Raw genomic sequence first — 24,783 nt, 5'->3', positions numbered from 1 at the left:
TGGGCAGTAGCGTGGGCACGTGGAGATCCTGTTGTATGTCGCCGGCATCCTGTTCATGCTGGTGGGCCTCGGTCTGTCGATCGGGCTGCACGAGATCGGTCATCTCGTGCCGGCGAAGCTGTTCGGCGTGCGTGTAGGGCAATACATGATTGGCTTCGGGCCGCGGCTGTGGTCAAAGCGGATCGGGGAGACCGAGTACGGATTCAAGGTGCTACCCGTCGGTGGTTTCATCTCGATGTCGGGGATGTATCCGGCATCCGAGGGTAAGCAGGTGCGCGGGCTGTTCCGGACGCTTGTACAGGATGCTCGCTCCGCGAACGACGAGACCATCGCTGAGGGTGCGGAGAGCCGTGTCTTCTACCGGCTGCCGGTGTGGAAGCGCATCATCGTCATGCTCGGCGGTCCGCTGATGAACCTGATCCTCGCCATCATCATCTTCACCGTGTTGGCGTCAGGAATCGGCCTTCAGCAGGGCACAACGACGATCGCGTCCGTCACCGAATGTGTGCTCCCGGCCGGTACGACGCAGAGCGAGTGCGAGCCGTCGGATCCAGCATCCCCGGCCGCTGAGGCGGGCATCCTTCCTGGCGATGTGCTGGTGTCGATCGATGGGATGCCGGTATCGAACTTCGCAGAGGCAACCGCGATTGTGCAGGCCGCTCCGGGCGAAACTCTCGACATGGTCGTGTCACGCGAGGGTGATGATGTCGCACTAACCATCACTCCGATTGCCGCCGAGCGTTCACTTACGGATGCGTCGGGTCAACCGGTACTTGACGGGGATGGGGAGCAGGTCGTCGCCGAGGTCGGTTACGTCGGTATGGGCGCCCAGATGGGCTTCGTCCCGCAGCCGATCGGCACCGGCGTCGAGATGGCGGGTGAGAACACCGCACGGGTGGCGAATCTCATCGTGCAGTTGCCGGTGAAGCTCTGGGATGTCGGTGTATCGCTGGTGACCGGGACGGAGCGCGATCCGAACGGCCCGCTCAGCGTGGTTGGCGTGGGCCGGCTCGCCGGTGAGGTCGCGGCGACGGATGCTCCGGTGCTGAACCGGTTCGTTGTGCTGTTGAGTCTGCTGGGTTCGCTGAACATCGCGCTGTTCGTCTTCAACCTCATTCCGTTGCTTCCGTTGGACGGCGGTCATATCGCGGTGGCGCTGTGGGATGGCATCCGCCGGGCCTGGGCGAAGCTCTTCCGCCGCCCGCCGCCGGCGCCCGTCGATGCGACGCGTCTCGTTCCGCTGACCGTGGTCGTCGCCGTCGTGCTGATAGCCATGGGGGCCTTGCTGATGATCGCCGACGTCGTGAACCCGGTGAACCTGTTCCAGTAGTGGTGTAGGTCGTGGCGGGATGCGGTGGCGGTATGCGTGACGGGATCGATCAGGAATCGAGAAGTGCGCCAGGACAGTGAGTCGTATCGTGGTCGTACGCGCGGAAATGGCCGCCGCACATCGATAAGGAGCACGACATGACTGAGAAGATCGCTGGACTGTCCAAGGATGAGCGCGACGCCGTTAAGCAGCGTGCCGCAGAACTTCGTGCGCAGGAAAAGGCCGGGAAGTCTCGTGCCGCCGGGGAGAAGGCGGTACGCGAGGCAATCGCGGCGATGCCGGATGATGATCGAGTCCTCGCCGAGGGGATCGACCGGATCGTCTCCGAGGTCGCCCCGCAACTCGTCCCGAAGACTTGGTATGGGTTTCCGTCCTACGCTGACGAGGACGGGAAGGTCGTCGTGTTCTTCAAGGCCGCCTCGAAGTTCACCACTCGCTATGCGACCCTCGGGTTCGAAGAGTCGGCACAGCTGGATGACGGCGACCTCTGGGTGACGTCGTTCGCCGTGATTGCGTTGACTCCGGCGACGGAGAAGGCGATCGCAGAGCACATTCGCAAGGCCGCTGGCTAAGCCGTCTGGCTGGTCTGAACCTCGCGACTGTGGCGGGCCACTGATTCTCCACAGATAGACGTTCTCGGGAGTTATCCACCATTCGTGAATGGCTTCTGATCTGGGTTTTATCTGGCGGGCGAATGTCTGTGGCCTCCTGTGTAATAGAGGTATGACATCCCTTGCACAGGAACTGGAGAGCGTCGATCGGCAGCTGGCCGACGCGATGACCGGTTCCGCAGCGCGTGGGGGCGTGCGGTTGGTGGGTGATGGTGAGCTTGTTGACATCGTGCAGGCTTTGGGGCGTATTCAGCGCCGGTTGGATGGTGCGATCGTTGAATCCACGGACCGGGTGGTCGAGCGGGATCAGTGTGAACGCGACGCCCGGCTGACGACACAGCTCGGATGCCGGGACGCCGCGGAGTTGCTGCGACGGACACTGCTTATTGATGGGTATGCGGCGAGGCGGTACGTGGCGGCGGTGGCGGCTGTGCACCGCGATCTGGACATCACCTCAGGTGGGCTGCTACCAGCGCCATTCCCGGAACTGTCGGCGGCGTTGGCTGCGGGGGCGATGTCGTTGAGTGGATTCCTGGCGTGCACGACACCGCTGCTGAAGGCCAGACGGCTAGGGACCGCGGACCGGTTGGCTGCGGATGCCGTGCTCGCCCGCTTCGCGACCGGACGGCCGCTGGACGGCGATGATCTCTCGCTTGATGACGACGCTGACGCTGATGCTGACGATGACGCGTCCGGGGCCCGTGAGACGGCTCCGCTGCCGACGACGGATGAGCTGGCGGGGTTGACCGCGCACATCATCGACCGCCTCGATCCGGACGGTGCGGAGCCGAAAGACCGGGCGGGCAAGCGCCGCCGGTACTTCACGATCGGGCGCCTCCGCGATGGATCCGTTCCCGTACGCGGTGAGCTCCTTCCGGAAGTCGCCGCCCAGTTGGAGAAGCTGATCGACAGTCTGATGAACCCGAAAGTCGATGACGAGGCCAGTACCGGGAGCGGAGTGCGATTCCGGCCCTCCGACGACGTGGCCGACAATGACGGTGATGGTTTCGAGGCTAAGTACAGCACGGCGGCTGATGCCGCGTCCGCCGCTGAGGGTGACACGCTCACCGGCCGTGCGGACGGGCTCCCGGCCCACAAGGCCGCGTCGCCCCCACCGGATGCCGCGGACCTGCGCACGCACGCGCAGAAACGGCACGACGCGTTCGCGAGCATCATCATGGTCGCAGCCGCATCCGACGGCATGCCCACACTCGGCGGCGCCGCACCCACCCTCGTCATCTCCGTCAGCGCCGAAGACTACCTCGGCCGCACCGGACGGGCAACGGTCGAGGGTGCCGGATACGACGTGCCCCTCGGCGCCGCCGACCACGCCGCGTGCGCGGGCGGTGTGGAACGCGTGCTGTTCGATGAGAATGGTGCGATCGTGGGCATCAGCACCACTGCGCGCATCTTCAACGCCCGCCAACGCCGCGCGATCGTGCTCCGCGACCGCAAATGCCTCATCCCCGGATGCAACATCCGTGCGGAATGGTGCGAAATCCATCATGTGACCGAACATGCCCGTGGCGGACCGACCCACACCAGTAACGGGGTACCCCTGTGTTGGCACCACCACCGCACCCTTGACGAGAACATCTGGCTCATCCGAATGCGCGACGGGACACCTGAAATCCGCGGACCGAACTGGTGGGACCCCTACGCCCGATGGCGAGCACCACACCTGAACTACACCGCCATCGACGAAGCACTCGACACCGAGAAGGATCGAGCCTGGACGACCTGGTAGCGGCGCGATTCTCAGGCGAATGCGGAAGTGATCAGGCGAATGCCATTGTGATCAGGCGAATGCGGAAGTGATCAGACGCTCGAGGGTGTGGATCCCGTCGCGAGACAGGATCGACTCCAGATGCCCCTGCACGCTGGCGAAGCCGGGGCCGCGCAGTGCATAGACATCGCCGTTGTTCGCGTCCGCCGAGATCTCGGCTACGCCAGCTGCGGTTGTGCCGGGGGAGACCCGTGCCGTGAAGGTGTTGTAGAAACCGATCGACGCGTCCTCGCCGAACATCGGCACAACCTTCTGCAGGCCCTGGTGCGGCGTGTCTAGTGGGGCGAGTTCGATGCCGAACCGGTCAGCAAGGATCTGGTGGCTGAGGCACACGGCAAGCAGCGGAGCGCCCTGCTCCAGACGGCGGGCGACGATGTCCCGCATGCGCGCGATGCGAGGTATCGCGGCATCACGCGGATCACCGGGCCCAGGGCCGGCGACGAGCAGTTCTGTGGCATCCAGATCTGCGTCGGTGACCTTGTCCCAGGGGATGATCTTCGCGTCGAGGCCGAGATGGTGTAGCTGGTGGGCGAGCATCGTCGTGAACCGATCCTCCGCATCGATGACGAGTGCGCTGCGTCCGGCGAACGGGCCGGTCGTGCCGTCCTCCTGCGGGTTCAGCCAGAACTCGGCGAGACGCGTGTTGCGAGAAGCGAGCAGCTCGGCGACTTCGGGATCATCGGCGAGCGAGGTCTTCGTTGCAGGTTCGTCGCCATCGACCTTCGTCTCAGCGACGCTGTCACGGGCGATGGCGCCGATCGCGCCCAGCACGCCGGCCGCCTTGCCATGGGTCTCACTGACCTCACCGTAGGGGTCAGAGTGGCGAACGAGGGTCGCACCGACCGGGACGCGCAGCTGTCCGTTCTCCAGATACACGGTGCGGATCAGGATCGGTGCGTCCATGTCGTGCCCGCCGTCGCTGTTCGGGCTGAACAGTGCGGCGACACCGGAGTAATACCCGCGGGGTTTGCTCTCGTGGCGACGGATCACGGCGCATGCATTCTGCATGGGGGAGCCGGTGACAGTGGGGGCGAACATCGTCTCGCGGAGGATGTCGCGTGGGTCGAGGCGGCTGCGCCCGCGCAGCATGTACTCGGTGTGCGTGAGCCGTGACATCTGCTTGAGGTGCGGGCCGGTGATGCGGCCACCATCAGAGCACACCGCGCTCATCATCTTGAGCTCCTCGTCGACGACCATGAAGAGCTCCTCAGTCTCCTTGGTGGAGGAGAGGAATTCGACCAGCGTCTCCTTGGTGGCGCCTCCGGCCGGGTGGCGGAAAGTGCCGGAAATCGGATTCATCGTGACAATTCCGTCACGAGCGACGACGTGTGCTTCGGGACTCGCGCCGACGGCGATGTGCCCGGGAGTGATCACGGCAAAAGTCCAGTACGCGCCACGTTCGTGCGTGAGCAGTGCTCGGAACCAGGTCAGAGCAGTCGTGCGCTCATCGGCGTCGACAGTTGCGGTGTAGTCGCGGCGGATGACAAAGTTCGCGCCTTCGCCGCGGCCGATCTCGTCGGCGATGACCGTCTTGACGATCTCGGCATAGTCCTCGTCAGCGATGTCAAAACCGGCGTTGTTAAGCGGAACCGGGTCGCTGGGCAGCGCTGCGAGTACGTCAGCGAGCGGCAGATGAAGGTGCTCGTCGACGAGCAGACAGCGCAGCGGCGTGCCGTCATCCTGTGCATCGAAACCACGTTCGCGCACCTGGCGGTAGGGCACCATCGCGAAGACCTCGCGCGGGATGCCATCGACGGTGAGCGGGATGTCGGCGAGCAGATCGACGTCGTCGATCTCGCCGGTCAGCAGTTCAACGCTCTGGGCGCCGTCGCGGGCGATCAGCACGAAGGATGCGGTGGCATCCTGTGCCAAAGCGGCGAGCAGGGCGGCGGTGTCAGTCATCGAGGTCTCCTGTGCAGGGCTCCGGCTCGGGCCACTAAAAAGACCGCCCCGGAGGCGGTCTGGATTCGTGGGATCGCGAACACACCGCCTAGAAGGCGGGCCACCAGGTGAAGTTCGCGGGCATGGGCTGAAACTATCACAATGCGACGCGTCGACTGAGCCGCATCCAGCCTCCGTTGATCAGGTCAGCGTAATCTGGAGATGTGCCTGCAGTGAATCTTGGGATGCCGCGCGTCCCCGAAGTCCTGAGTCCCCGTCGCAAGACCCGTCAGATTCGGGTCGGAAAGGTGTTGGTCGGCGGCAACGCCCCCGTCAGCGTCCAGTCGATGACGACGACGAAGACCACCGACATCAATGGCACGCTCCAGCAGATTGCGGAGCTCACAGCATCCGGCTGCGAGATCGTGCGCGTCGCCGTTCCTCATCAGGACGATGCAGATGCACTGAAGATCATCGCGATGAAGAGTCAGATTCCGGTCATCGCCGACATCCATTTCCAGCCGCGGTACATCTACACCGCGATCGACGCCGGCTGTGGTGCGGTGCGTGTGAACCCGGGCAACATCCGCGAGTTTGACGGAAATGTCGGAAAGATCGCTGCAGCGGCGAAGGCTGCCAACGTCTCGCTCCGGATCGGCGTGAATGCGGGATCTCTCGACAAACGGATTCTGGAGAAGCACGGCAAGGCCACGGCGGAAGCGCTCGTGGAGAGCGCCGTCTGGGAAGCATCACTGTTCGAAGAGCACGACTTCCACGACTTCAAGATCTCCGTGAAGCACAATGACCCAATCGTGATGGTGAAGGCCTATCGGATGCTTTCCGAGCGTGGCAACTGGCCGCTGCATCTCGGTGTGACCGAGGCTGGCCCTGCGTTCCAGGGCACGATCAAATCGGCCACGGCTTTCGGCATCCTGCTGTCGGAGGGCATCGGCGACACGATTCGTGTCTCGCTGTCTGCACCGCCCGCAGAAGAAGTCAAGGTCGGCCACCAGATCCTGCAGTCGTTGAACCTGCGCGAGCGCAAGCTCGAGATCGTCTCCTGCCCGTCATGTGGACGCGCCCAGGTGGATGTTTACACGCTGGCCGACGATGTCACCGAGGGCCTGAAACACATGACGGTGCCGCTGCGCGTTGCCGTCATGGGCTGTGTCGTGAACGGTCCTGGTGAAGCACGTGAAGCGGACCTTGGCGTTGCCTCCGGTAACGGCAAGGGCCAGATCTTCGTGAAGGGTGAGGTCATCAAGACTGTTCCTGAGGCGGACATCGTGAAGACGCTGATCGAAGAGGCGAACCGCCTCGCCGCGGAGATGGGCCCGGATGCTGCGCTGGGCGCTGCTCAGGTGATCACGGCCTGAATCCAAAGCCAGTGCTGAATCCAAAGCTCATGAACGCGGTGAGCTGGCCGTGGGCGAGAGCGTCAAGGACAAGGCGTTCATGCGGCGGCATCGCGTCTGGCAGTGACTGAAGCGCGAACCACGCAATTTCAGCACACTTGCGAGGTTCCATAACCAACGGTGTGCCTTCCCACGTGGAAGCGGTGAAGAACCAGTCGGCGCGTTGTTCGATCGGCGACGTCGTGCCGTCTGTGCGCTGCATGACGGTCAACGGGACGAGATCGCGCTCGCTGAGCACGACGTCCAGTTCCTCCCTGGTTTCGCGGCAGGCTGCCGTCGCTGCCGTCTCACCGAGCTCGATGTGTCCTGCCGCGCCTGCGGCCCATGTGCCATCCATGTACCCCGTGTTCTGCCGTTGCTGGAGCAGAACCTCATCGCCACGCCGGAGATAGACGTATGCAGCGGGAATCACCGCGAAGCCGCGCGCGTTCATGCGTGCGGCGGCGCTGGATGAACGATCACGCAGCAACGGCCTTCCCCGGGGCAGAGTTCTGCCCGTTCGCGATCATCATTCGCGCCCGCCAGGGTGCCTCGAATGAAGGCGTGGTTGAGGTTGCAGGCCAGCTCGGTGTGCTGCTGGACAATGCTGTGGAATGGGCAGTTCTGCAGAACGATGTCACCATTATCCGTGGTGACCGGTTCGAATCCGGCTGTGCTGAGCGCGGTCTGGATCGTATCGAGGCTTTCGCCCAGTGCTCTGCCCTCCTGCTCGGCGGCAGCATCAAGAGCCGCGCGGAGTTCACCGGACGGGGCCGCCTCGACAGCGGTGGCAAGCACTTGGGCCAGCAGGCTGTAGTTCCGAGGCGGGAAGCTCACCGACAATTCCCGGTCGCTGCGTGAGTAGCGCTTCGCTGGCCGCCCGGATCCAGGCCCGGATCGACCATTCGTTCGGGCATAGCCAACATCCAGCATCCCGGCATCCGCGAGCTTGTCGAGGTGATATGCGGCCAGGCTACGGCTGATGCCCGTGGCGGTCGCGACTTCCTCGCGTGTCACACCCGAGCGCGCGGCCGTGAACTCATATAGGCGACGCCGGACGTCGTCTGACAGCAGTGCCAGGTCATCCAGATTTCCTTGCGGGGTGGGAGTGTCCATCAGCGTCATCCTTTCTAAAACCAGGCTACCTTGACGAAACCCTGGCATGGTGCGATTCTAAAAGATATAGAACTTATTTTTAGAAGGGGATGCAGATCATGACCACTGTGGATATTGCCCGACTGCCGGCTGCGAGTGTGTCAGCATCTCCTGATCTGGCTCAGGCAGAACTGGCGGCAGGAGATTTCCTACGCGCACTCGGCATGTCGTTGGACTCTGAACACTTGATGGAGACGCCTGGCCGGATGGCTCGAGCCTGGGCGGAAATGCTCACACCACGCCCATTTGAATTGACGACATTTCCGAACGAGGAAGGCTACGACGAGTTGGTGATCGTGCGAGGCATCCCCGTGCGGTCGATCTGCGAGCATCACCTGCTGCCATTCACCGGCCAGGCCAGCATCGCCTATCTTCCCGGCGACCGAATCGTCGGGCTGTCGAAACTGGCACGAATCATGGAGCATTTCGCCTGCCGTCCGCAGACACAGGAACGCCTGACGAAGCAGGTCGCCCAATGGCTGCAAGACAACCTCGATCCTGTCGGCGTCGGGGTCGTTGTCTCCGCTGAGCACGCGTGCATGACACTTCGTGGCGTGCAAGCGATCGGCACAAGCACGCTGACTTCGACGCTGCTGGGACAGCTGCGCGATGATCCACGGTCGCGACAGGAGTTCCTCGCGCTTTCGGGACTCGCATCGGCGTAAGCCAAGACAACTCAGGAGAATCTGATGAGTACATTGCAGAACATCGTCATCATCGGCGGCGGCCTGGCCGGCGCCAAAACGGCTGAAGCGTTGCGGGAGAAAGGGTATGACGGCGCAGTCACACTGATCGCTGCGGAGGACCATCTGCCATACGAGCGTCCTCCGATGTCGAAAGATTATCTCGTAGGTAAGGCGACCTTCGACGATGCGCTCGTCCATCCTGCCGACTGGTACCAGGAACACGACATCACGGTGCGTCAGCGCACGCGTGCGACCGCGATCGACACCGCGGAGCACCAGGTCACGCTTGACGACGGGTCGCAGCTCTCATACGACAAACTCGTGCTTGCGACAGGTGCGACCGCTCGTCATCTTCCGATCGAGGGCGCGGATGCTGCTGGCGTGTTTTACCTGCGCACGGTCGAAGACGCGGATGCCATTCATGGCACATTCGGTGAGGGGAAGAGACTCGTCCTCATCGGGGGCGGGTGGATCGGTTTGGAAGTCGCGGCCGCTGCACGCGCGACAGGAACGAACGTGACGGTCTTGGAAGGCGCGAAGCTGCCGCTCCTGCGGGTGCTGGGTGATGAGATCGCTCAGGTCTTCGCTGACCTGCACACCTCACACGGTGTGGACCTACGCACAGAAGTCCAGGTCGCTGAAATCGTCACCGAAGGGGGCCGCGCCACGGGTGTGCGCCTCGCAGGTGGCGAAGTCGTGCCTGCCGACGCGGTGGTGATCGGTATCGGTGTCGCGCCGGTCACTGATATTGCCGAGGATGCCGGAATCGCCGTTGACAACGGGGTGCTTGTCGATGCTTCACTGCGCAGCAGCGACCCGGACGTCTTCGCGGTCGGCGATATCGCCAATCATCAGCATCCGATTCTCGGCCGCAGGGTGCGTGTCGAGCACTGGGCGACCGCGTTGAATCAACCAGCCGCTGCGGTCGCCGCACTCCTGGGCGAGGAGAGCATCTACACCGAGCTGCCGTACTTCTACAGCGACCAGTACGACCTCGGCAGCGAATACATCGGCAACGCGATTCCAGGATCGTACGAACGCGTGATCGTGCGCGGTGACTTGGCCGCCCGCGAGTTCGTGGCGTTCTGGGTCGACCATGAACGTCGTATCCAGGCGGCGATGAGCGTGAACGTCTGGGATGTGATCGACCAGATCAAGCCGCTGATCGCCGCGGGCACGTCCGTCGACCCGGACAAGTTGGCTGATCCGGGCGTACCGTATGCAGAGCTTTGAACGGGGGGAAGATCTGTGAGTGAACAAAGGATTGGACTGCGCACGTTCGACTTCGAGCGTCAGGTGGCGGTCATGGCCGTCGTCAATCGCACGCCGGATTCGTTCTACGATCGGGGCGCAACGTTCGCGCTCGATCGCGCGGTCGACGCAGCGCTGCACGCCGAGAGACTCGGCGCGGATTGGGTCGATATCGGCGGTGTGCCGTTCGGGCGCGGCCCGCACGTCTCTACAGCGGAGGAGATCGATCGCACGGTTCCCGTCGTCGCGGCCATCATCGCGGCTAGCGATGTGGTCGTCTCGGTCGATACAAACAACGCACGCGTCGCCCGCGCAGCGATCGAAGCAGGAGCCTCGGTCATCAACGACACCAGTGGGCTTGGTGATCCCGACATGGCCTCGGTCATCGGTGCCAGTGACGCTCATCTTGTGATCACCCACAGCGTGGGGCCACCGCGGGCGGAGAAACCCGCTGCGCACTTCGGCGATGTCGTCCAGGAAGTGCGGAGGTTCTTGGAAGAGCGTGTTGAACGTGCAGAGGCAGCCGGGATACGACGCGATCGGATCATCATTGATCCAGGGCATGACCTCGACAAGAACACCCTGCATTCGCTCGAGATCACTCGTCGCCTCGGTGAGCTCACCAGCCTCGGGCTGCCGGTGCTCGCCGCAGTGTCGAACAAGGACTTCATCGGGGAATCGATCGGTCGCGAGCAGGGGCATCGGCTGGCCGGGTCGATCGCGGCCATGGTCGCATGCATCGAGCGCGGTGCGCGGATCGTCCGTATGCACGACGTGGCGGCCACCGTTGATGCTGTGCGTATGGTGGAGAACATCCTTGGCCTACGACACCCTGTCCGGTTGGAGCACAACATGCACCCGACGAGCAACGTATGAGCACCCGCATCGATCGGCTCTGGCCTCAGCCCGCCGAACAACTCGACGACGACGGCATCCTTGCCACCTACCAGCTACCGGATGGCCCGTGGCTGCGGATGAACTTCGTCTCGAGCGTTGACGGTGCCGCCACCCGTGATGGTCGCTCCGGCGGTCTCGGTGGGGCAGCAGATCGTCGAGTCTTCGAGCTGCTGCGTCGCCAGGCCGATGTTGTGCTCGTCGGTGCCGGCACGGTGCGAACCGAGGGATACGGCGCGATGCGGCTTCAGGACGATGCGGTCACATGGAGGATGGATCGCGGACTCCCCGCGCATCCGACCTTCGCGCTGGTTTCCGGACGCCTCGACCTCGACCCCGAATCGGACGTGTTCACCGGCGCACCCACCCGACCGATCGTGTACACCGTCGGCACCGCGTCGGACAGTCGACGCGAGGCGCTGAGCGCAGTCGCCGACATCGTCGATGCCGGTTCCGAGACGCTCGACCCGCGGAAGGTGCGCGAAGATCTCGAGGCGCGCGGGCTGTTGCACATCCACTCCGAAGGGGGACCGAGCCTGTTCGGGTCGTTCATCTCCGCCGGGGCGGTCGACGAGGTGTGCGTGACGATCGCGGCCGAGTTGGATGCTGGCGATGCGAGCAGAATCGCGCACTCGAAGCACGCGGCGCCGACCGCGATGAGTATGGCGGCGCTGCTCAAGGGTGGCGAGGAGCTCCTTCTGCGCTACACACGGCGTTAGCTGGACGCGTGAGCCTTGCAGTTCGTGTCGTTCATTCCGCGAACTCCAATTCACCGCTCGCGATGTCAGCGCGCACCAGCTCCACAGAAACGGTCGCTCCTGGCTTCGTGCCAGCAGGCACGGAAGCGGAAGCAGTCACCGCGGGATCGGCGATCTGAATCGCCGCGCGTTCGCCCCCATTGCGAAGCTCGATCACCGTGGCCTCGATCGTCGAGCCCACCAGCGGCACCATGAGCGCTGCCTCCACCCGATTGATCGTGTCGGCGTTCAGTCTCGAGGCACGCTGGCCCGACTCCTGCATAAGCGCCGGCAGTTCCGAGAGGGAATCGCGCGCCCACGCGGGCACTTCTTCGCCACGAGAAGCGGCGAGACAAATCGTCAGAGACCACCGATCGACGAGCCGACGCAGGGGAGCGGTGGCGTGTGCGTACGGCGCCGCAATCGCGGCCTGTTCGATATCGGCCGGCACCGAACCATCGAAGGTCACATATCCCGCGCCGCGGAACAGCGAAGCGGCTGCTTCGAGCACGGGGAGCGTCATCGGATCCGCACGGTCGAGCGTACGAAGATACGCGCCGTACTTTCCGGTCTTCCACGGGCGGCCGAGTGCCTCGGCCTGTCGACGGAACGCGTTGAATGCCTTCTCGTCCGGTTCCGGCATCGTGCGCAGCACGCCGATCTTCGTATCGACCATGAGGGATGCTGCGGCCATCCCGGTCATCAGTGAGAGTTGCGCGTTCCAGTCCTCGATGGCGAGTGGATGCCGGCGTTCGATGCCGTAGGTGCCGTCCTCGTGCTGCACAACCTCTTCGTCGGGCAGGTTCAGGCTTGCTCCACCGCGCTGCGCTTCGAGCTCCTGCCGCAACCCGCCGATGACGGGAAGCAGCGCCAAGGGCGAATCCTCGCCGTGGTCAAGTGATTTCTGCGCTGCCACATAGTCCAGCTGTGCGCGGGAGCGAATCAGCGCCCGCTCCAGCCGGAACTCCGACACGACGCCGGCGTCATCCAGGTCGAAGGTCCATACCAGCGCCGGCCGATCCTGATCTGCCAGCAGAGAAGCGTGATCTTCGCTCAGGATGCGCGGATGCAGAGGGATGGACCCATCTGCCGCATACAGAGTCTGGCCTCGCTGACGAGCCGCCGCATCCACCGCGCCGCCGGGCGTGACGAACCCAGGAACATCCGCAATCGCGTAGCGGACCTCAAAACCCGAACCGCTCTTGGCAAGATGCATTGCCTGGTCCAGATCGCGGGAACCCGCAGGGTCAAGCGTGATGAACGCAACATCGCGCAGATCGAGATCAGGCGCTGGCGCGGTGGCAGCTTCGGCCTCGGCGAGGGCCGCTGGGTCGAACTCGGCCGCCACTTCCAATTTCTCGCGAAGATCGGTGAGCGCCGAAGCAAGCTCACTCTGCGCAGCGGACGGGGCGACATGTGATCGGCGCTGAGGCATGCATTCACCCTAAGCCGCCCATCCGTGCGCGGTCGGTATTAGCGTGGACTCATGACCATTGCACAGAAGGCTCAGACTCTCATCGGACTCCACGAAGCCCCGGAGATCCTCCGCGTTGTGAACGTCTGGGATGCCGTTTCGGCGAAGGCGATAGCAGCCCTCCCCGAAACCAAGGCCCTCGCTACCGCGGGCCACTCGATCGCCGCTACATTCGGCTATGCCGATGGCACGATCCCGCGTGAACTCATGCTGGACATGGTTTCGCGCATCGCAGCATCCACAGACCTGCCAGTGAGTGCCGACCTCGATGATGGCTACGGCGACGCGGGGGAGACCACCCGCCTCGCGATCGCAGCCGGTGCAGTCGGTGCGAATATCGAAGACCGCCTGAAGCCGCTTGCCGAGTCGGTCGCGAACGTCGAGGCGATCGTGAAGGCAGGCGAGGCAGAAGGGGTCCGCTTCGTGCTGAACGCCCGCACAGACGCTTTTGTGCGCGCAGGCGATCGGCCTGTCGAGGAGAGCATCGCGGACGCCATCGAGCGCGGCCGTGCGTTCCTCAGCGCAGGCGCGACGTGCGTGTTCATTCCCGGCATCTTGAACGCCGATGTCACTCGCCAGCTCGTCGACGGCATTGGAGAGCGCAAGATTAGCGTCATCGGGCTTCCGGGCGCGCTGACCGCAGCCGAGTACGAGTCGCTCGGTGTGGCACGAATCTCCTACGGCCCCATGACACAGCGGGTGGCGCTCACCTCCCTGCAGGATCTCGCCACGAGCCTGTACTCGGACGGCGTCATCCCAGCGGGAACGCGCGCTCTGAACTGATTCGTCCGAGAACGAGTGACCACGGGTCACTAGACTTGACCCGTGGTCACTCGTCTCTCGAAATTCTTCCTCCGTACGCTCCGTGAAGACCCCGCCGAGGCGGAGGTCACCGGTCACAAGCTGCTGCTGCGCGCCGGGTATATCCGGCGTCAAGCCGCCGGCATCTTCGCCTGGCTCCCACTGGGCTTGAAGGTGAAGGCGAAGATCGAGACCGTCGTCCGCGAGGAGATGGCGAACGCGGGTGCTCAGGAAGTGCACTTCCCGGCTCTCATGCCGCGCGATCCCTATCAGGCGACGGGCCGCTGGGATGAGTACGGCGATCTGCTGTTCCGTCTGCAGGACCGCAAGGGCGGCGACTACCTTCTCGCCCCCACCCACGAAGAGGCGTTCACGCTTCTCGTGAAAGACATGTACTCCTCGTATAAAGACCTGCCGCTGACGCTCTTTCAGATCCAGGACAAGTACCGCGACGAGGCTCGCCCTCGTGCCGGCCTGCTGCGTGGCCGCGAGTTCACCATGAAGGATGCCTACTCCTTCGATGCATCCGACGCAGGACTTGACGCCAGTTACCAGGCGCAGCGGGATGCCTATGAGCGCATTTTCCAGCGACTAGGCCTGGAGTACGTCATTGTGCAGGCGGATGCGGGGGCCATGGGCGGCTCGCGTAGCGAGGAATTCCTGCACCCGACGCCCGTGGGCGAAGACACCTTCGTGCGCAGCGACGGCGGCTATGCCGCGAACGTTGAGGCGTTCACGACGGCCGTCTCCGACGCGATCCCTTTCGACGACGCACCCGAAGCGACGATCTTCGACTCCCCGAACACTCCGACGATCGAGACGCTTGTCGCACACTCGAACGCGGTGCTCGACGGCGAGTACACGGCCGCTGACACGCTGAAGAACGTGGTCCTCGCACTTACGCATCTCGATGGCACGCGCGAGCTTGTGATTGTTGGCATCCCCGGCGACCGTGAGGTCGATCAGAAGCGTGCAGAGGTCGCTTTCGCTCCCGCCGAGGTCACCACGGCAATCGACGAGGACTTTGCGAAGTATCCGCTGCTCGTGAAGGGCTACATCGGACCCTGGTCACCCACAGGTGCCGTGCTCGGCGAGGAATCCGCCACCGGCATCCGCTATCTCGTAGACCCTCGCGTCTCAGAGGGCACCCGCTGGATCACCGGCGCCAACGTCGACCAGAAGCACGCGCACACCGTCATCGCCGGTCGCGACTTCGAGGCCGATGGCATCGTCGAGATCGCTAATGTCCGCGCAGGCGACCCCGCACCCGACGGGTCAGGACCTGTGACTCTTGCTCGCGGCATGGAGATCGGCCACGTTTTCCAGCTCGGCCGCAAGTACGCCGAAGCTCTCGGGCTGAAGGTGCTCAATGAGAACGGCAAGCTCGTCACCGTCACGATGGGGTCCTACGGCATCGGCGTCACCCGCATCCTCGCGATCATCGCGGAGCTGAACAACGACGACAAGGGGCTCATCTGGCCCGCGTCCGTGGCGCCGTTCGATGTGCACGTTGTCGCAGCCGGTCGTGATCAGGTCGCCTACGAGGTCGCAGAGCAAGCATCCGCACAGCTCGAGGCTGCAGGCATCGATGTGCTCTATGACGACCGTCCGAAGGTATCGCCCGGCGTGAAGTTCGGCGACGCAGAGCTCGTTGGCGTCCCGCGTGTTCTCGTCATCGGACGTGGCGCCGCAGAAGGCCAGGTCGAGCTTTGGGACCGTCGTACAGGGGAACGCGATGCGCTCTCACTGGACGACGCCATCGAGCGACTGATCCGCTGACATGACCGACGCGCAGCCCGACGAGTTCACCGCCGCGGTCGACGAGATCATGACCGAAGCGGGGATCACCGCCAACCGCACGCTGATCCGACGGATACTCAGCACCGGCATCCTGCTCGGCCAGGAAGACACCGACCGGCTCGATCTCAAGATCGCGTCGGCGGCACTCGTCGAGATGCGCGATGCGTTCCGATTGTTCCGCCCGTACGCAGACATGCCCAAGGTCACCGTTTTCGGATCGGCGCGCACCAGACAGGACGACCCGCTTTACGTGCAGGCACGCTCGGTGGCCTCGGTGCTCGCCGAGCGCGGCTGGATGGTCGTCACCGGAGCCGGCCCTGGCATCATGCAGGCCGCAGCCGAAGGCGCGGGTGAGCAGATGGCGCTGGGCGTCTCGATCAAGCTACCGTTCGAAGAGAAGCCGAATGCCGTGGTCGCGAAGGACACGCACTCGGTGGAGATGAAGTACTTCTTCACCCGCAAGCTCATGCTCGTGAAGGAATCCACCGGCTTTATCTGCCTGCCTGGCGGCTTCGGCACGATGGACGAGATGTTCGAGCTGTTGACTCTGCAGCAGACCGGCAAGGCGGAGCCCGTGCCGATCGTGCTGCTGGATGAGCCTGGCGGCACCTTCTGGAAGGGGCTGGAACACTTCATCGCCGAGAGCCTGATCCCCGCTGGGGTTATCTCTGTCGATGACTTCGACCGAGTGCTCGTCACCGATTCCGCAGAAGCAGCGGTGGCCGAGATCACCGGATTCTGGCGCAACTACGACTCGTTGCGCTGGGTTGACGATGTGCTGGTGCTGCGACTGAAGCACACACCTACCGGTGCCGAGGTAGAGAGCCTCAACGACGAGTTCGCGCCGTTCTTGGCAGAGGGGCGCATCGAGTACGCAGGCGCACTTCCCGTTGAGATTGCGGACAACGACCGCGTCGATCTGCCACGGCTGTCCCTGCGTCTGCGACAGCGCGAGGTCGGCGGCCTCTACCGGCTCATCGACGCGATCAATGCACTGGGCTCGGCGCACGCCGTCGGCTGACACCTTCTCCGAGAGCGGGTATCGTAGTACGGTGCCGCGCGTGCAGGATGCTGCGGCGAGAGCTGAATATGGAGGCCGTTATGGACATCGAACTGGGGCTGCTGCGCGGTATCGAGAAGGAGAAGGCGATTCCCTTCAACGAACTCGTCGCGATCATCGAGCAGGCCGTTCTGACGGCGTACGGAAAACACGTCTCTGAAGACGGCACCATTCCCGCCGGCGTTCGCGTCGAACTTGATCGCAAGTCGGGGCACGTTTCCATTCTTCAGCCGGTCACCGACGAAGAGGGCGCCATCATCGGCGAAGAGGATGCCACGCCGGATGATTTCGGCCGCATCGCTGCCTTTGCTGCCAAGCAGGTCATCAGTCAGCGCCTCCGTGACATCGCCGATGACGTTGTGCTCGGTGATTTCAAGGACAAGGAAGGCGACATCGTCGCGGGTGTGATCCAGCAAGGACCGAACCCCCGCATGATCCACGTCGACCTCGGCAGCATCGAGGCCATTCTTCCCCCCGAGGAGCAGGTGCCGGGCGAGGACTACACCCACGGTTCCCGTCTGCGCGTCTACGTGACCGCCGTCGCCAAGGGGCTCAAGGGACCGCAGATCACCGTCTCGCGCACCCACCCTGGACTCGTGCGCAGGCTCTTCGCGCTGGAGGTGCCCGAGATCGCGGCCGGTCTCGTCGAGATCGTCGCACTCGCCCGTGAAGCGGGTCACCGCACGAAGATCGCGGTGAAGGCCAACGACCCGTCGATCAACGCCAAGGGCGCCTGCATCGGAGAGCTCGGTCGTCGCGTGCGCGCCGTAACCGAGGAACTCGCAGGGGAGAAGATCGACATCGTCGATTACGACGAAGATCTTTCGACCTTCGTCGCTCATGCCCTTTCGCCAGCGAAGGTCACGAGCGCCTTCGTGCTGGATGCGAACACCAAGGCCGTGCGTGCGCTGGTGCCGGACTACCAGTTGTCGCTCGCGATCGGCAAGGAAGGGCAGAACGCCCGACTTGCGGCCAAGCTGACCGGTGCGAAGATCGACATCCAGCCCGACAGCATCCTCGACTGACCGGAAGGTCGCGGAGTTGTCACCCAGCGGCACGGTGTAAGATGGATCCAGTACGAACATGCGTCGGTTGTCGCGTGCGTGCTTCCCGAACTGCTCTGCTCAGAGTGGTGGCTCAGGGCGACGTTCTCATCATTGATGAGAGTGCCGTGCTGCCGGGGAGGGGCGCGTGGCTGCATCCGACACAGGAATGCATGGCGGCCGCACTGCGGCGTCGCGCTTTCGCACGAGCACTCCGTGTGTCCACATCTCTGGATACGCAGACCATCGAGAAACGGCTAAATGGCTATGGAATCAAAGTGAACGGCTCGAAATGAGACCCGTCCGCAACTAGTGGTCTGCCCTGTTTGGGTAGACCAACCCAGACAGGAGAATTGTGGCTGCCAAACCACGTGTACACGAGATTGCCGCTGAACTCGGCGTCGACAGCAAGTTCGCACTCGCGAAGCTGAAGGAAATCGGCGAATTCGTCAAGAGTCCTTCATCGACGATTGAGCCTCCAGTGGCTCGCAAGCTCCGTGCGGCCATCGAGGCCGACAATGCTGCCAAGCCCAAGGCTGACGCGAAGCCGGCTGGCGACAAGCCTGCTGCAGAGTCAAAGCCTGCGACTGCTTCGAAGGCCGCGGCTGCCAAGCCCGGCCCGAAGCCACCGACTCCCGGACCCAAGCCGGGTCCGAAGCCTGCCCCCGAGCCGGCTCCCGTGGAACCTGCCCCCGAGGCAGCTCCCGCGGCTCCAGCACCCGCTGCGGCGGAGCCCACGGCAAAGAAGTCGGATGAGCCGACTGAATCGTCTGCCGGCAAGGGCGCTCCGGCGCCTGGCGCACCGCGCCCCGGCAACAACCCCTTCTCCACTTCGCAGGGGATGGGCCAGCGACCAGCGGGTCCGCGTCCGGGTAACAACCCGTTCGCTTCCGCTCAGGGCATGGGCCAGCGCCCGACGCCCGGAAACATTCCTCGCCCGCAGGCACCGCGTCCCGGTGCACCTCGTCCGGGCGCTCCGCGTCCCGGCGCACCCCGTCCCGGCGCTCCGCGCAGCGGTCCGGGTGGACGTCCGGGTGGCGCACCGTTCCAGCAGCGTCCAGGCGGCCCCGGTCGTCCCGGTGGTGCTGGCGCAGGTACCGGCGGACCCGGTGCACGTCCCGGGGGTGGCGGCGGTTTCGCTGGTCGTCCCGGTGGCGGCGGCGGTCGTGGTCGTGGACCCGGCGGCGGTACAGCAGGTGCCTTCGGTAAGGGTGGCGGCAAGTCCAAGCAGCGCAAGTCGCGTAGGGCGAAGCGGCAGGAATTTGAAATGCGGTCGGCTCCGATCGTCGGTGGCGTCAATGTCACCCGCGGTAACGGAGAGATCATTCGGATGCGCCGCGGCGCATCGATCGCCGACTTCGCAGACAAGATCGAGACGCTGACCGGCTACACAGTGCAGCCGGGCACCCTGGTCACGATTCTCTTCAACCTCGGCGAGATGGCCACGGCCACCGAGTCGCTGGATGAGGCTACCTTCGAGGTTCTCGGAGTCGAGCTGGGCTACAAGATCCAGATGGTTTCGCCTGAGGACGAGGACAAGGAGCTCCTTGAGGGCTTCGGTCTCGATCTTGACAGCGAGCTGGAAGCTGAGAGCGAAGACGACCTCGAGATTCGTCCGCCGGTTGTCACCGTCATGGGTCACGTCGACCACGGTAAGACACGCCTTCTTGACGCGATCCGCAAGACCAACGTCATCGAGGGTGAGGCCGGAGGCATCACCCAGCACATCGGTGCCTACCAGGTCTGGACCGAGCACGAGGGCCATGAGCGTGCGATCACGTTCATTGACACACCGGGTCACGAGGCGTTCACCGCCATGCGTGCTCGTGGTGCACAGGTCACCGACCTTGCGATCCTGGTGGTCGCAGCCGATGACGGCATCATGCCGCAGACGGTTGAGGCGTTGAACCACGCGCAGGCGGCCGGTGTTCCGATCGTCGTCGCAGTGAACAAGGTTGACAAGCCCGAGGCCAACCCGGCGAAGGTCCGTCAGCAGCTCACCGAATACGGCCTCGTCGCAGAGGAGTATGGCGGAGACGTCATGTTCATCGATGTCTCGGCTCGTGCGAACACCGGCATCCAGGAACTCTTGGACGCTGTGCTGCTCGTCGCGGATGCGGGTCTTGACCTGACCGCCAACCCGAACAAGGCTGCCCGTGGTGTCGCCATTGAGGCGAAGCTCGACAAGGGCCGCGGTTCGATCGCGACAGTGCTCATCCAGTCCGGAACGCTGCACATCGGTGACTCGATCGTGGCAGGCACGGCTTACGGCCGCGTCCGCGCCATGCTCGACGAGAACGGCGATGCAGTCGAAGAGGCTTACCCGTCTCGTCCGGTGCAGGTGCAGGGGCTGAACTCTGTGCCGCGTGCCGGCGACGTCTTCATCGTTACCGAAGAAGACCGCATGGCTCGCCAGATCGCTGAGAAGCGTGAAGCCGTACAGCGCAATGCTCTGCTGGCCAAGGCCCGCAAGCGCATCTCGCTTGAAGACTTCACCCGTGCTCTTGAAGAGGGCAAGGTCGAGACGCTCAACCTCATCATCAAGGGTGACGTCTCCGGTGCCGTCGAGGCGTTGGAGGAGTCGCTGCTCAAGATCGAGGTCGACGACACGGTCCAGCTGCGCATCATCCACCGTGGTGTTGGCGCTGTGACCGAGTCGGATGTGAACCTGGCGACGATCGATAACGCGATCATCGTTGGCTTCAACGTCCGTCCTGACCCCAAGGCCCGTGAGGCTGCGGCACGCGAAGGCGTGGATGTCCGGTTCTACTCGGTCATCTACTCGGCGATCGACGAGATCGAGAGCTCCCTCAAGGGCATGCTCAAGCCAGAGTACGAAGAGGTCAAGTCGGGTGTCGCTGAGATTCGTGAGGTGTTCCGCTCCTCGAAGATCGGTAACATCGCGGGTGTCATCGTCCGCTCGGGAACGATCACGCGCAACGCCAAGGCTCGTGTCATCCGCGAAGGCGTTGTCCTCGCCGATGGCCTGGCCATCGAGTCGCTGCGCCGCTTCAAGGATGACGTCACCGAGGTCCGCACGGACTTCGAGGCCGGCATCGGACTCGGTAAGTTCAACGACATCCAGATCGGCGACGAGATCGAGACCACAGAGTTGATCGAGAAGCCTCGCGGCTGATCTGATCGATCTATGAGGGGCGCCTGCGGGCGCCCCTCATTCGTCACAGAGGAGAAGGAAATGGCTGGAGAACGACAGGCTCGTCTGGCAGACCGCATTCGCGTCATCCTCGCGGAACGCCTCGACAAGGGGCTGCGCGATCCGCGACTTGGTTTCGTCACGATCACCGACGTCCGCGTCACGGGTGATCTGCAGAACGCTTCGGTGTTTTATACAGTGCTCGGTACCGAGGAGGAGCGCATCTCCAGTGGTGCTGCCCTCGCTTCTGCGACCGGGCTGCTGCGCAGTGAGGTCGGGCGACACCTGAACACTCGCCTGGTGCCTACGCTTGAGTTCATCCTGGATGCTCTCCCGGACAACGCGAGCAACATCACGGCGCTGCTGCATCAGGCGCAACAGCGCGACGCCGAGGTGGCCAAGCTCGCCGTTGGTGCACAGCACGCGGGTGAAGCTGATCCGTACGCGCACGCTGATGACGACGATGACGAGGATGACGCTGAGGACGGCGCCCGCTAGTCGATTTTTCCCCTTCTGATACTCTGATCCCCATTGTCGCCCCGGCCGGCAGTGAATGGGACTGGAACGCAGAGGGGAGCGGGCTTGTGTCGACGGTGTGGCACGGCGACTTACGTCTGCGCCCGACCGCTGTCGATGAACGTGATCTCATCTCTGAGATCACCCGCGATCTACTCGAACGTGGACTCGCCACCGCGCCGCATGTCGTTGCGAAGCTCAGCCGACGGCTGAACGGTGACGCGCAGACGGTGTGCGAAGTCGCGGCGGCACTGACTTCTGCACAGCGCAGTGGCTACCGGATGCTTCCGCTGTCACTCCCACTCGTACCGTCGATCTCCGCACAGTTCGATCCGATTCGGCTGTCCGCGGAAGAGTTCTTCGTTCTTTTGCTCGCGGCGCTGTGCACCGATGACCACCTTGACACGTTGCTCGGGGCATCGGAGCACCGCGTCGACGACCTCATTGCAGGTGGGCTCGTCGCCCACCTGAACATCGTGCACGGACGCTTCGCTTTTGTCGATGTGCGTATGCCGATCTGGCTGCGTCATACGGCGACCGCCTCGGAGCGCAGTCGAGCACACACGTTGCTGGCCGTCGTGCGGAATGCTCGCGGGGATCAGATTGCCGTTCAGTGGCACACAGCGCGCGGCGCCGTGCAGCGCCTACCCCACATCGTTCCGGCTCTGATCAGCGCGGCACGAGAGCTCGCCGAAGGCGGACATCCGGACTGGGCATTCGTCGTCGCCGCGGAAGCAGCCGATCATGCCATCGGTGCGGATCGCGACGAAGCACGGTTGATCGCAGGCGTCGCGGCGATCGGCGCGGGGTGCGTGGAGGATGCTGCCGACTGGCTGGGCAGCCTGTTCCCGAACGGCGCCGTGGAACACCGAGCGCAGGCATTAGCAAGCCTGTTGATCGCCGAGACAGCGCTTCAAGGCGTCGTTCCGATTCTTGATCCAACCCACCACCGCCCGCGCATCGCGGACGCCGCACGCTGGCAGGCCTGGGCGCGCACCGCGGGGCTCTCATCAGTGCTGTGCGCGGAGCGCGGTGCCACTTCGTCAATGCGCGCGTGGCTCATCGAGCTCCGCGATGCAGATCTGCGATCCGGTGCGGACGGTGTGATCCGAGACTCGGCGCTCGCGCTGTGTTCGACACTCACCCGAGATGTCGAGACAATCCTCTCACCGTCAGAAGGCCCCTTCTCCGGTGGGATGATCGGTGCGCTGCATGCCGCGCTGGACGGCGACATCGAGAGCGGGCTGCAGCTGTTGTCCAGGGCGCAGACTGGGCGGATCCGCGAGACCGATCCGATGGTGGCGGGGTTCGAATACAGCCCCATCGTCGACGCATATCTCGCGGTGACGGAAGCACTGCTGCATTTTTGGCGCGGTGATGTAGCGACCGCCAGAGATCGGCTGATCGCTGCTGCGGTGGACCTTCCCATCGGAATTCCTTTCGCGGGGCTCGGTGCGACACTCGCTCAACGACTCGACATCGCGGTGCTCGGCACGACGGGACCTCTCGCCCAGTCGCTCGTGCAGACGTTGCCGGGTGGGAGCCGAGTCGATCGGCTCGTTGACAACGGACTCGAGGCGTACTTGGCTGGCAACTCCGAGCGTGCAGCCATGGAGATGACCCTGTGGCATGACCGTGGAGCACCGCAGCATCCGTTCGCTGTTCCCGGCCTCGACGAGGTCGGACCGGTGATCGAACGGGTGTGTGTGGAGCCGCGAGCTCTGAGCGAGGCCAGGGGATTGCGCAGGCGCATCCGATCGCTGCCGGAGACGAGTTGGCGGCGGGAATGCGCCGACGTCGCCGACGCTGCACGGAAGCTCCGATCGCCGTTCGCTCGGGGACGGGTTGAAGCGATGCTCGGCTCAGCCCATCTCATCAGGGGTGACGCGCGCGCGGGCAGACGTTTCCTGCGCGCGGCGCGGAGCCTGTTCGATGATGCCGGAGCCGCGGCATGGCGTGACGCTGTCGATGTGCGATTGGCGCGACTGCACACGCAGATCGAGGCCAATGCCCAGATCGCCACGATGCCCATTGCCATCATTCACGATGTCGACCCTCTCGAAGCCAGCCGCATGGTCTGGGCTGCGGTGCTCACAGAGCGGGAACTCGAGGTAGCCATGCGCGTAGTCGAAGGCTCGTCGAACCATGAGATTGCTGTGGAGCTCGAAGTCTCAGTGCGCACGGTAGAGGTGCACACAGGCCGGATCTTCAAGAAGCTCGGTGTGCGCAAACGAGTTGAACTCGCGGTGCTCGCGCATCGCACAGGGCGGCACACCTGAGCCTGCGGCGGCGTGGTCAGCGGGGCAGCCGCAGCATCCCGTCGACTGCCTCGGCGAGACCGTCTTCGATGAGCGAGTCGATTGCACGGTCGCGCTGCGCGGCATCCGTCCAATCGTGAATCACGGAATCGAGCGGAAGCACGCTGTCATCGGCAGCGCGCAATGCCTTCAGGACGGCACCGCGCGCCTGTCGGTCTGAACCCTCGTATCGGGCCTGACGACGCCGGTCGTCACCGGTGTCAGGGCGTCCGGATGCTACCCATGCGCACTGCGCGGCTATGGGGCACTGCTCGCACTTCGGCGCACGGGCGGTGCACACCATGGCGCCGAGCTCCATCATGGCGGCGTTGAAGACGGCAGACTCGGATACATTCACGGGAAGCACAGCATCCATCGCTATGAGATCGCGCCGCGCGGCCGGTCCTGGCTGAGACCTGCCTTCGAGGGCACGAGCCAGCACCCGCCGAGTGTTGGTATCGACGACAGGGTGACGATCGCCATATGAGAAGACCGCGACGGCGCGTGCGGTGTAGTCGCCGATGCCGGACAGAGCGAGGAGCGCATCGACATCGCGTGGTACCTGTCCGCCGTGGCGTTCGGTGATCTCGATTGCGGCGCGGTGCAGCCAGAGCGCACGTCGCGGATATCCCAGATTCGCCCACTGCTGTACGACCTGTGCTGGCGTCGCCTGCGCCATCTCGCGCGGAGTCGGCCAGCGCTCCAGCCATGCTTCCAGATGCGGAATCACTCGGCCTACCGGCGTCTGCTGCAGCATGAACTCGCTCACCAGCGTGCCCCATGCGCCGAAGCTGTCATGGAACTCAGCGCGCCGCCACGGAAGATCGCGTGCGCTGCGGAGATACCAATCCGCGAGCACCGGCGGCAGGTGTGTCGAAGAGATCGATGGCACAGGCACCTCGATAGCCTACGT

General features: G+C 64.1%; 21 protein-coding genes. 16 read left to right on the top strand and 5 right to left on the bottom strand.

The window, feature by feature from the left end; translation table 11 throughout:
• Positions 1-19 precede the first annotated feature (19 nt).
• The 3 genes from ACSU1G_RS03615 (at position 20) to ACSU1G_RS03605 (ending at position 3,688) form a co-directional block, all read left to right on the top strand.
• Positions 20-1,330 (top strand): M50 family metallopeptidase, encoded by a 1,311-nt coding sequence (locus tag ACSU1G_RS03615; RefSeq protein WP_439278520.1) that lies wholly within the window; start codon positions 20-22, stop codon positions 1,328-1,330.
• 137 nt (positions 1,331-1,467) lie between these two features.
• Positions 1,468-1,902, top strand: a complete 435-nt coding sequence (locus tag ACSU1G_RS03610) for a hypothetical protein (RefSeq protein ID WP_439278519.1) — start codon at positions 1,468-1,470, stop codon at positions 1,900-1,902.
• 151 nt (positions 1,903-2,053) lie between these two features.
• A complete protein-coding gene (locus ACSU1G_RS03605; protein ID WP_439278518.1) occupies positions 2,054-3,688 on the top strand; it encodes a DUF222 domain-containing protein in 1,635 nt (544 codons plus the stop codon).
• Between the two features lie 51 nt (positions 3,689-3,739).
• Here the strand turns inward: ACSU1G_RS03605 and ACSU1G_RS03600 are convergent, their stop codons facing one another.
• A complete protein-coding gene (locus ACSU1G_RS03600) occupies positions 3,740-5,629 on the bottom strand; it encodes an anthranilate synthase family protein (RefSeq protein WP_439278517.1) in 1,890 nt (629 codons plus the stop codon).
• Between the two features lie 203 nt (positions 5,630-5,832).
• On the opposite strand from ACSU1G_RS03600, the gene ispG reads away from it, so the two are divergent.
• On the top strand, positions 5,833-6,984 hold the full coding sequence (gene ispG, locus ACSU1G_RS03595) for a flavodoxin-dependent (E)-4-hydroxy-3-methylbut-2-enyl-diphosphate synthase (protein WP_439278516.1): 1,152 nt from the start codon (positions 5,833-5,835) through the stop codon (positions 6,982-6,984).
• Here ispG and ACSU1G_RS03590 read toward each other — a convergent pair.
• Entirely contained in the window at positions 6,974-7,492 is a 519-nt protein-coding gene (locus ACSU1G_RS03590; RefSeq protein ID WP_439278515.1) for an NUDIX hydrolase, read from the bottom strand. The two genes, ispG and ACSU1G_RS03590, sit on opposite strands and share 11 nt — an antisense overlap.
• Complete coding sequence (locus tag ACSU1G_RS03585; RefSeq protein ID WP_439278514.1) at positions 7,453-8,118, bottom strand: helix-turn-helix transcriptional regulator; 666 nt, start codon at positions 8,116-8,118, stop codon at positions 7,453-7,455. Before ACSU1G_RS03585 ends, ACSU1G_RS03590 begins: the two co-directional genes overlap by 40 nt.
• Before the next feature lie 98 nt (positions 8,119-8,216).
• Here ACSU1G_RS03585 and folE point away from each other — a divergent pair, with 98 nt between their 5' ends.
• The 4 genes from folE to ACSU1G_RS03565 all read left to right on the top strand — a co-directional run bounded on the left by folE (position 8,217) and on the right by ACSU1G_RS03565 (position 11,707).
• The gene (gene folE, locus ACSU1G_RS03580; protein ID WP_439278513.1) at positions 8,217-8,822 is read left to right on the top strand and encodes a GTP cyclohydrolase I; all 606 of its coding nucleotides are present in this window, start codon (positions 8,217-8,219) and stop codon (positions 8,820-8,822) included.
• Positions 8,823-8,846: 24 nt separating this feature from the next.
• Positions 8,847-10,076, top strand: a complete 1,230-nt coding sequence (locus ACSU1G_RS03575) for an NAD(P)/FAD-dependent oxidoreductase (protein WP_439278512.1) — start codon at positions 8,847-8,849, stop codon at positions 10,074-10,076.
• A gap of 72 nt (positions 10,077-10,148) precedes the next feature.
• Positions 10,149-10,970, top strand: a complete 822-nt coding sequence (gene folP / locus ACSU1G_RS03570; RefSeq protein ID WP_439278688.1) for a dihydropteroate synthase — start codon at positions 10,149-10,151, stop codon at positions 10,968-10,970.
• Positions 10,967-11,707, top strand: coding sequence for a pyrimidine reductase family protein (locus ACSU1G_RS03565; RefSeq protein ID WP_439278511.1), 741 nt, complete (start codon positions 10,967-10,969; stop codon positions 11,705-11,707). Before folP ends, ACSU1G_RS03565 begins: the two co-directional genes overlap by 4 nt.
• Positions 11,708-11,738: 31 nt before the next feature.
• Here the strand turns inward: ACSU1G_RS03565 and ACSU1G_RS03560 are convergent, their stop codons facing one another.
• Entirely contained in the window at positions 11,739-13,160 is a 1,422-nt protein-coding gene (locus tag ACSU1G_RS03560) for an RNB domain-containing ribonuclease (protein ID WP_439278510.1), read from the bottom strand.
• Positions 13,161-13,211: 51 nt separating this feature from the next.
• On the opposite strand from ACSU1G_RS03560, the gene ACSU1G_RS03555 reads away from it, so the two are divergent.
• The 8 genes from ACSU1G_RS03555 to ACSU1G_RS03520 all read left to right on the top strand — a co-directional run bounded on the left by ACSU1G_RS03555 (position 13,212) and on the right by ACSU1G_RS03520 (position 23,852).
• Positions 13,212-13,982, top strand: a complete 771-nt coding sequence (locus ACSU1G_RS03555; protein ID WP_439278509.1) for an isocitrate lyase/PEP mutase family protein — start codon at positions 13,212-13,214, stop codon at positions 13,980-13,982.
• 42 nt (positions 13,983-14,024) lie between these two features.
• Positions 14,025-15,779, top strand: coding sequence for a proline--tRNA ligase (locus ACSU1G_RS03550; protein WP_439278508.1), 1,755 nt, complete (start codon positions 14,025-14,027; stop codon positions 15,777-15,779).
• A 1-nt stretch (position 15,780) separates the two neighbouring features.
• A complete protein-coding gene (locus tag ACSU1G_RS03545) occupies positions 15,781-16,821 on the top strand; it encodes a TIGR00730 family Rossman fold protein (RefSeq protein ID WP_439278507.1) in 1,041 nt (346 codons plus the stop codon).
• A gap of 80 nt (positions 16,822-16,901) precedes the next feature.
• A complete protein-coding gene (nusA, locus tag ACSU1G_RS03540) occupies positions 16,902-17,885 on the top strand; it encodes a transcription termination factor NusA (RefSeq protein WP_439278506.1) in 984 nt (327 codons plus the stop codon).
• 41 nt (positions 17,886-17,926) lie between these two features.
• The gene (locus ACSU1G_RS03535; RefSeq protein WP_439278505.1) at positions 17,927-18,199 is read left to right on the top strand and encodes a YlxR family protein; all 273 of its coding nucleotides are present in this window, start codon (positions 17,927-17,929) and stop codon (positions 18,197-18,199) included.
• Positions 18,200-18,258: 59 nt separating this feature from the next.
• Positions 18,259-21,039 carry a translation initiation factor IF-2 gene (infB, locus tag ACSU1G_RS03530; protein WP_439278504.1) on the top strand — a complete coding sequence of 927 codons (2,781 nt, stop codon included), beginning with the start codon at positions 18,259-18,261 and terminating at the stop codon, positions 21,037-21,039.
• 60 nt (positions 21,040-21,099) lie between these two features.
• On the top strand, positions 21,100-21,555 hold the full coding sequence (gene rbfA / locus ACSU1G_RS03525) for a 30S ribosome-binding factor RbfA (RefSeq protein ID WP_439278503.1): 456 nt from the start codon (positions 21,100-21,102) through the stop codon (positions 21,553-21,555).
• A gap of 86 nt (positions 21,556-21,641) precedes the next feature.
• A complete protein-coding gene (locus ACSU1G_RS03520) occupies positions 21,642-23,852 on the top strand; it encodes a LuxR C-terminal-related transcriptional regulator (protein WP_439278502.1) in 2,211 nt (736 codons plus the stop codon).
• Positions 23,853-23,868: 16 nt separating this feature from the next.
• On the opposite strand, the gene ACSU1G_RS03515 is transcribed toward ACSU1G_RS03520, so the two are convergent.
• Positions 23,869-24,768, bottom strand: a complete 900-nt coding sequence (locus ACSU1G_RS03515; RefSeq protein ID WP_439278501.1) for an A/G-specific adenine glycosylase — start codon at positions 24,766-24,768, stop codon at positions 23,869-23,871.
• Positions 24,769-24,783: the final 15 nt, after the last annotated feature.

Source organism: Microbacterium sp. A93 (assembly GCF_051842835.1).
Note: the sequence above shows the minus strand (reverse complement) of the source record. Positions and strands in the feature narration are given on the sequence as shown.

Excerpts from the sequence above, each read along its gene's own strand:
- ACSU1G_RS03610 (WP_439278519.1), top strand. The coding sequence starts at position 1,468 with ATGACTGAGAAGATCGCTGGACTGTCCAAGGATGAGCGCGACGCCGTT.
- ACSU1G_RS03605 (WP_439278518.1), top strand. The coding sequence starts at position 2,054 with ATGACATCCCTTGCACAGGAACTGGAGAGCGTCGATCGGCAGCTGGCC.
- ACSU1G_RS03600 (WP_439278517.1), bottom strand. The coding sequence starts at position 5,629 with ATGACTGACACCGCCGCCCTGCTCGCCGCTTTGGCACAGGATGCCACC.
- ACSU1G_RS03585 (WP_439278514.1), bottom strand. The coding sequence starts at position 8,118 with ATGGACACTCCCACCCCGCAAGGAAATCTGGATGACCTGGCACTGCTG.
- folE (WP_439278513.1), top strand. The coding sequence starts at position 8,217 with ATGACCACTGTGGATATTGCCCGACTGCCGGCTGCGAGTGTGTCAGCA.
- ACSU1G_RS03575 (WP_439278512.1), top strand. The coding sequence starts at position 8,847 with ATGAGTACATTGCAGAACATCGTCATCATCGGCGGCGGCCTGGCCGGC.
- folP (WP_439278688.1), top strand. The coding sequence starts at position 10,149 with ATGGCCGTCGTCAATCGCACGCCGGATTCGTTCTACGATCGGGGCGCA.
- ACSU1G_RS03565 (WP_439278511.1), top strand. The coding sequence starts at position 10,967 with ATGAGCACCCGCATCGATCGGCTCTGGCCTCAGCCCGCCGAACAACTC.
- ACSU1G_RS03560 (WP_439278510.1), bottom strand. The coding sequence starts at position 13,160 with ATGCCTCAGCGCCGATCACATGTCGCCCCGTCCGCTGCGCAGAGTGAG.
- ACSU1G_RS03555 (WP_439278509.1), top strand. The coding sequence starts at position 13,212 with ATGACCATTGCACAGAAGGCTCAGACTCTCATCGGACTCCACGAAGCC.
- ACSU1G_RS03545 (WP_439278507.1), top strand. The coding sequence starts at position 15,781 with ATGACCGACGCGCAGCCCGACGAGTTCACCGCCGCGGTCGACGAGATC.
- nusA (WP_439278506.1), top strand. The coding sequence starts at position 16,902 with ATGGACATCGAACTGGGGCTGCTGCGCGGTATCGAGAAGGAGAAGGCG.
- ACSU1G_RS03535 (WP_439278505.1), top strand. The coding sequence starts at position 17,927 with ATGGATCCAGTACGAACATGCGTCGGTTGTCGCGTGCGTGCTTCCCGA.
- rbfA (WP_439278503.1), top strand. The coding sequence starts at position 21,100 with ATGGCTGGAGAACGACAGGCTCGTCTGGCAGACCGCATTCGCGTCATC.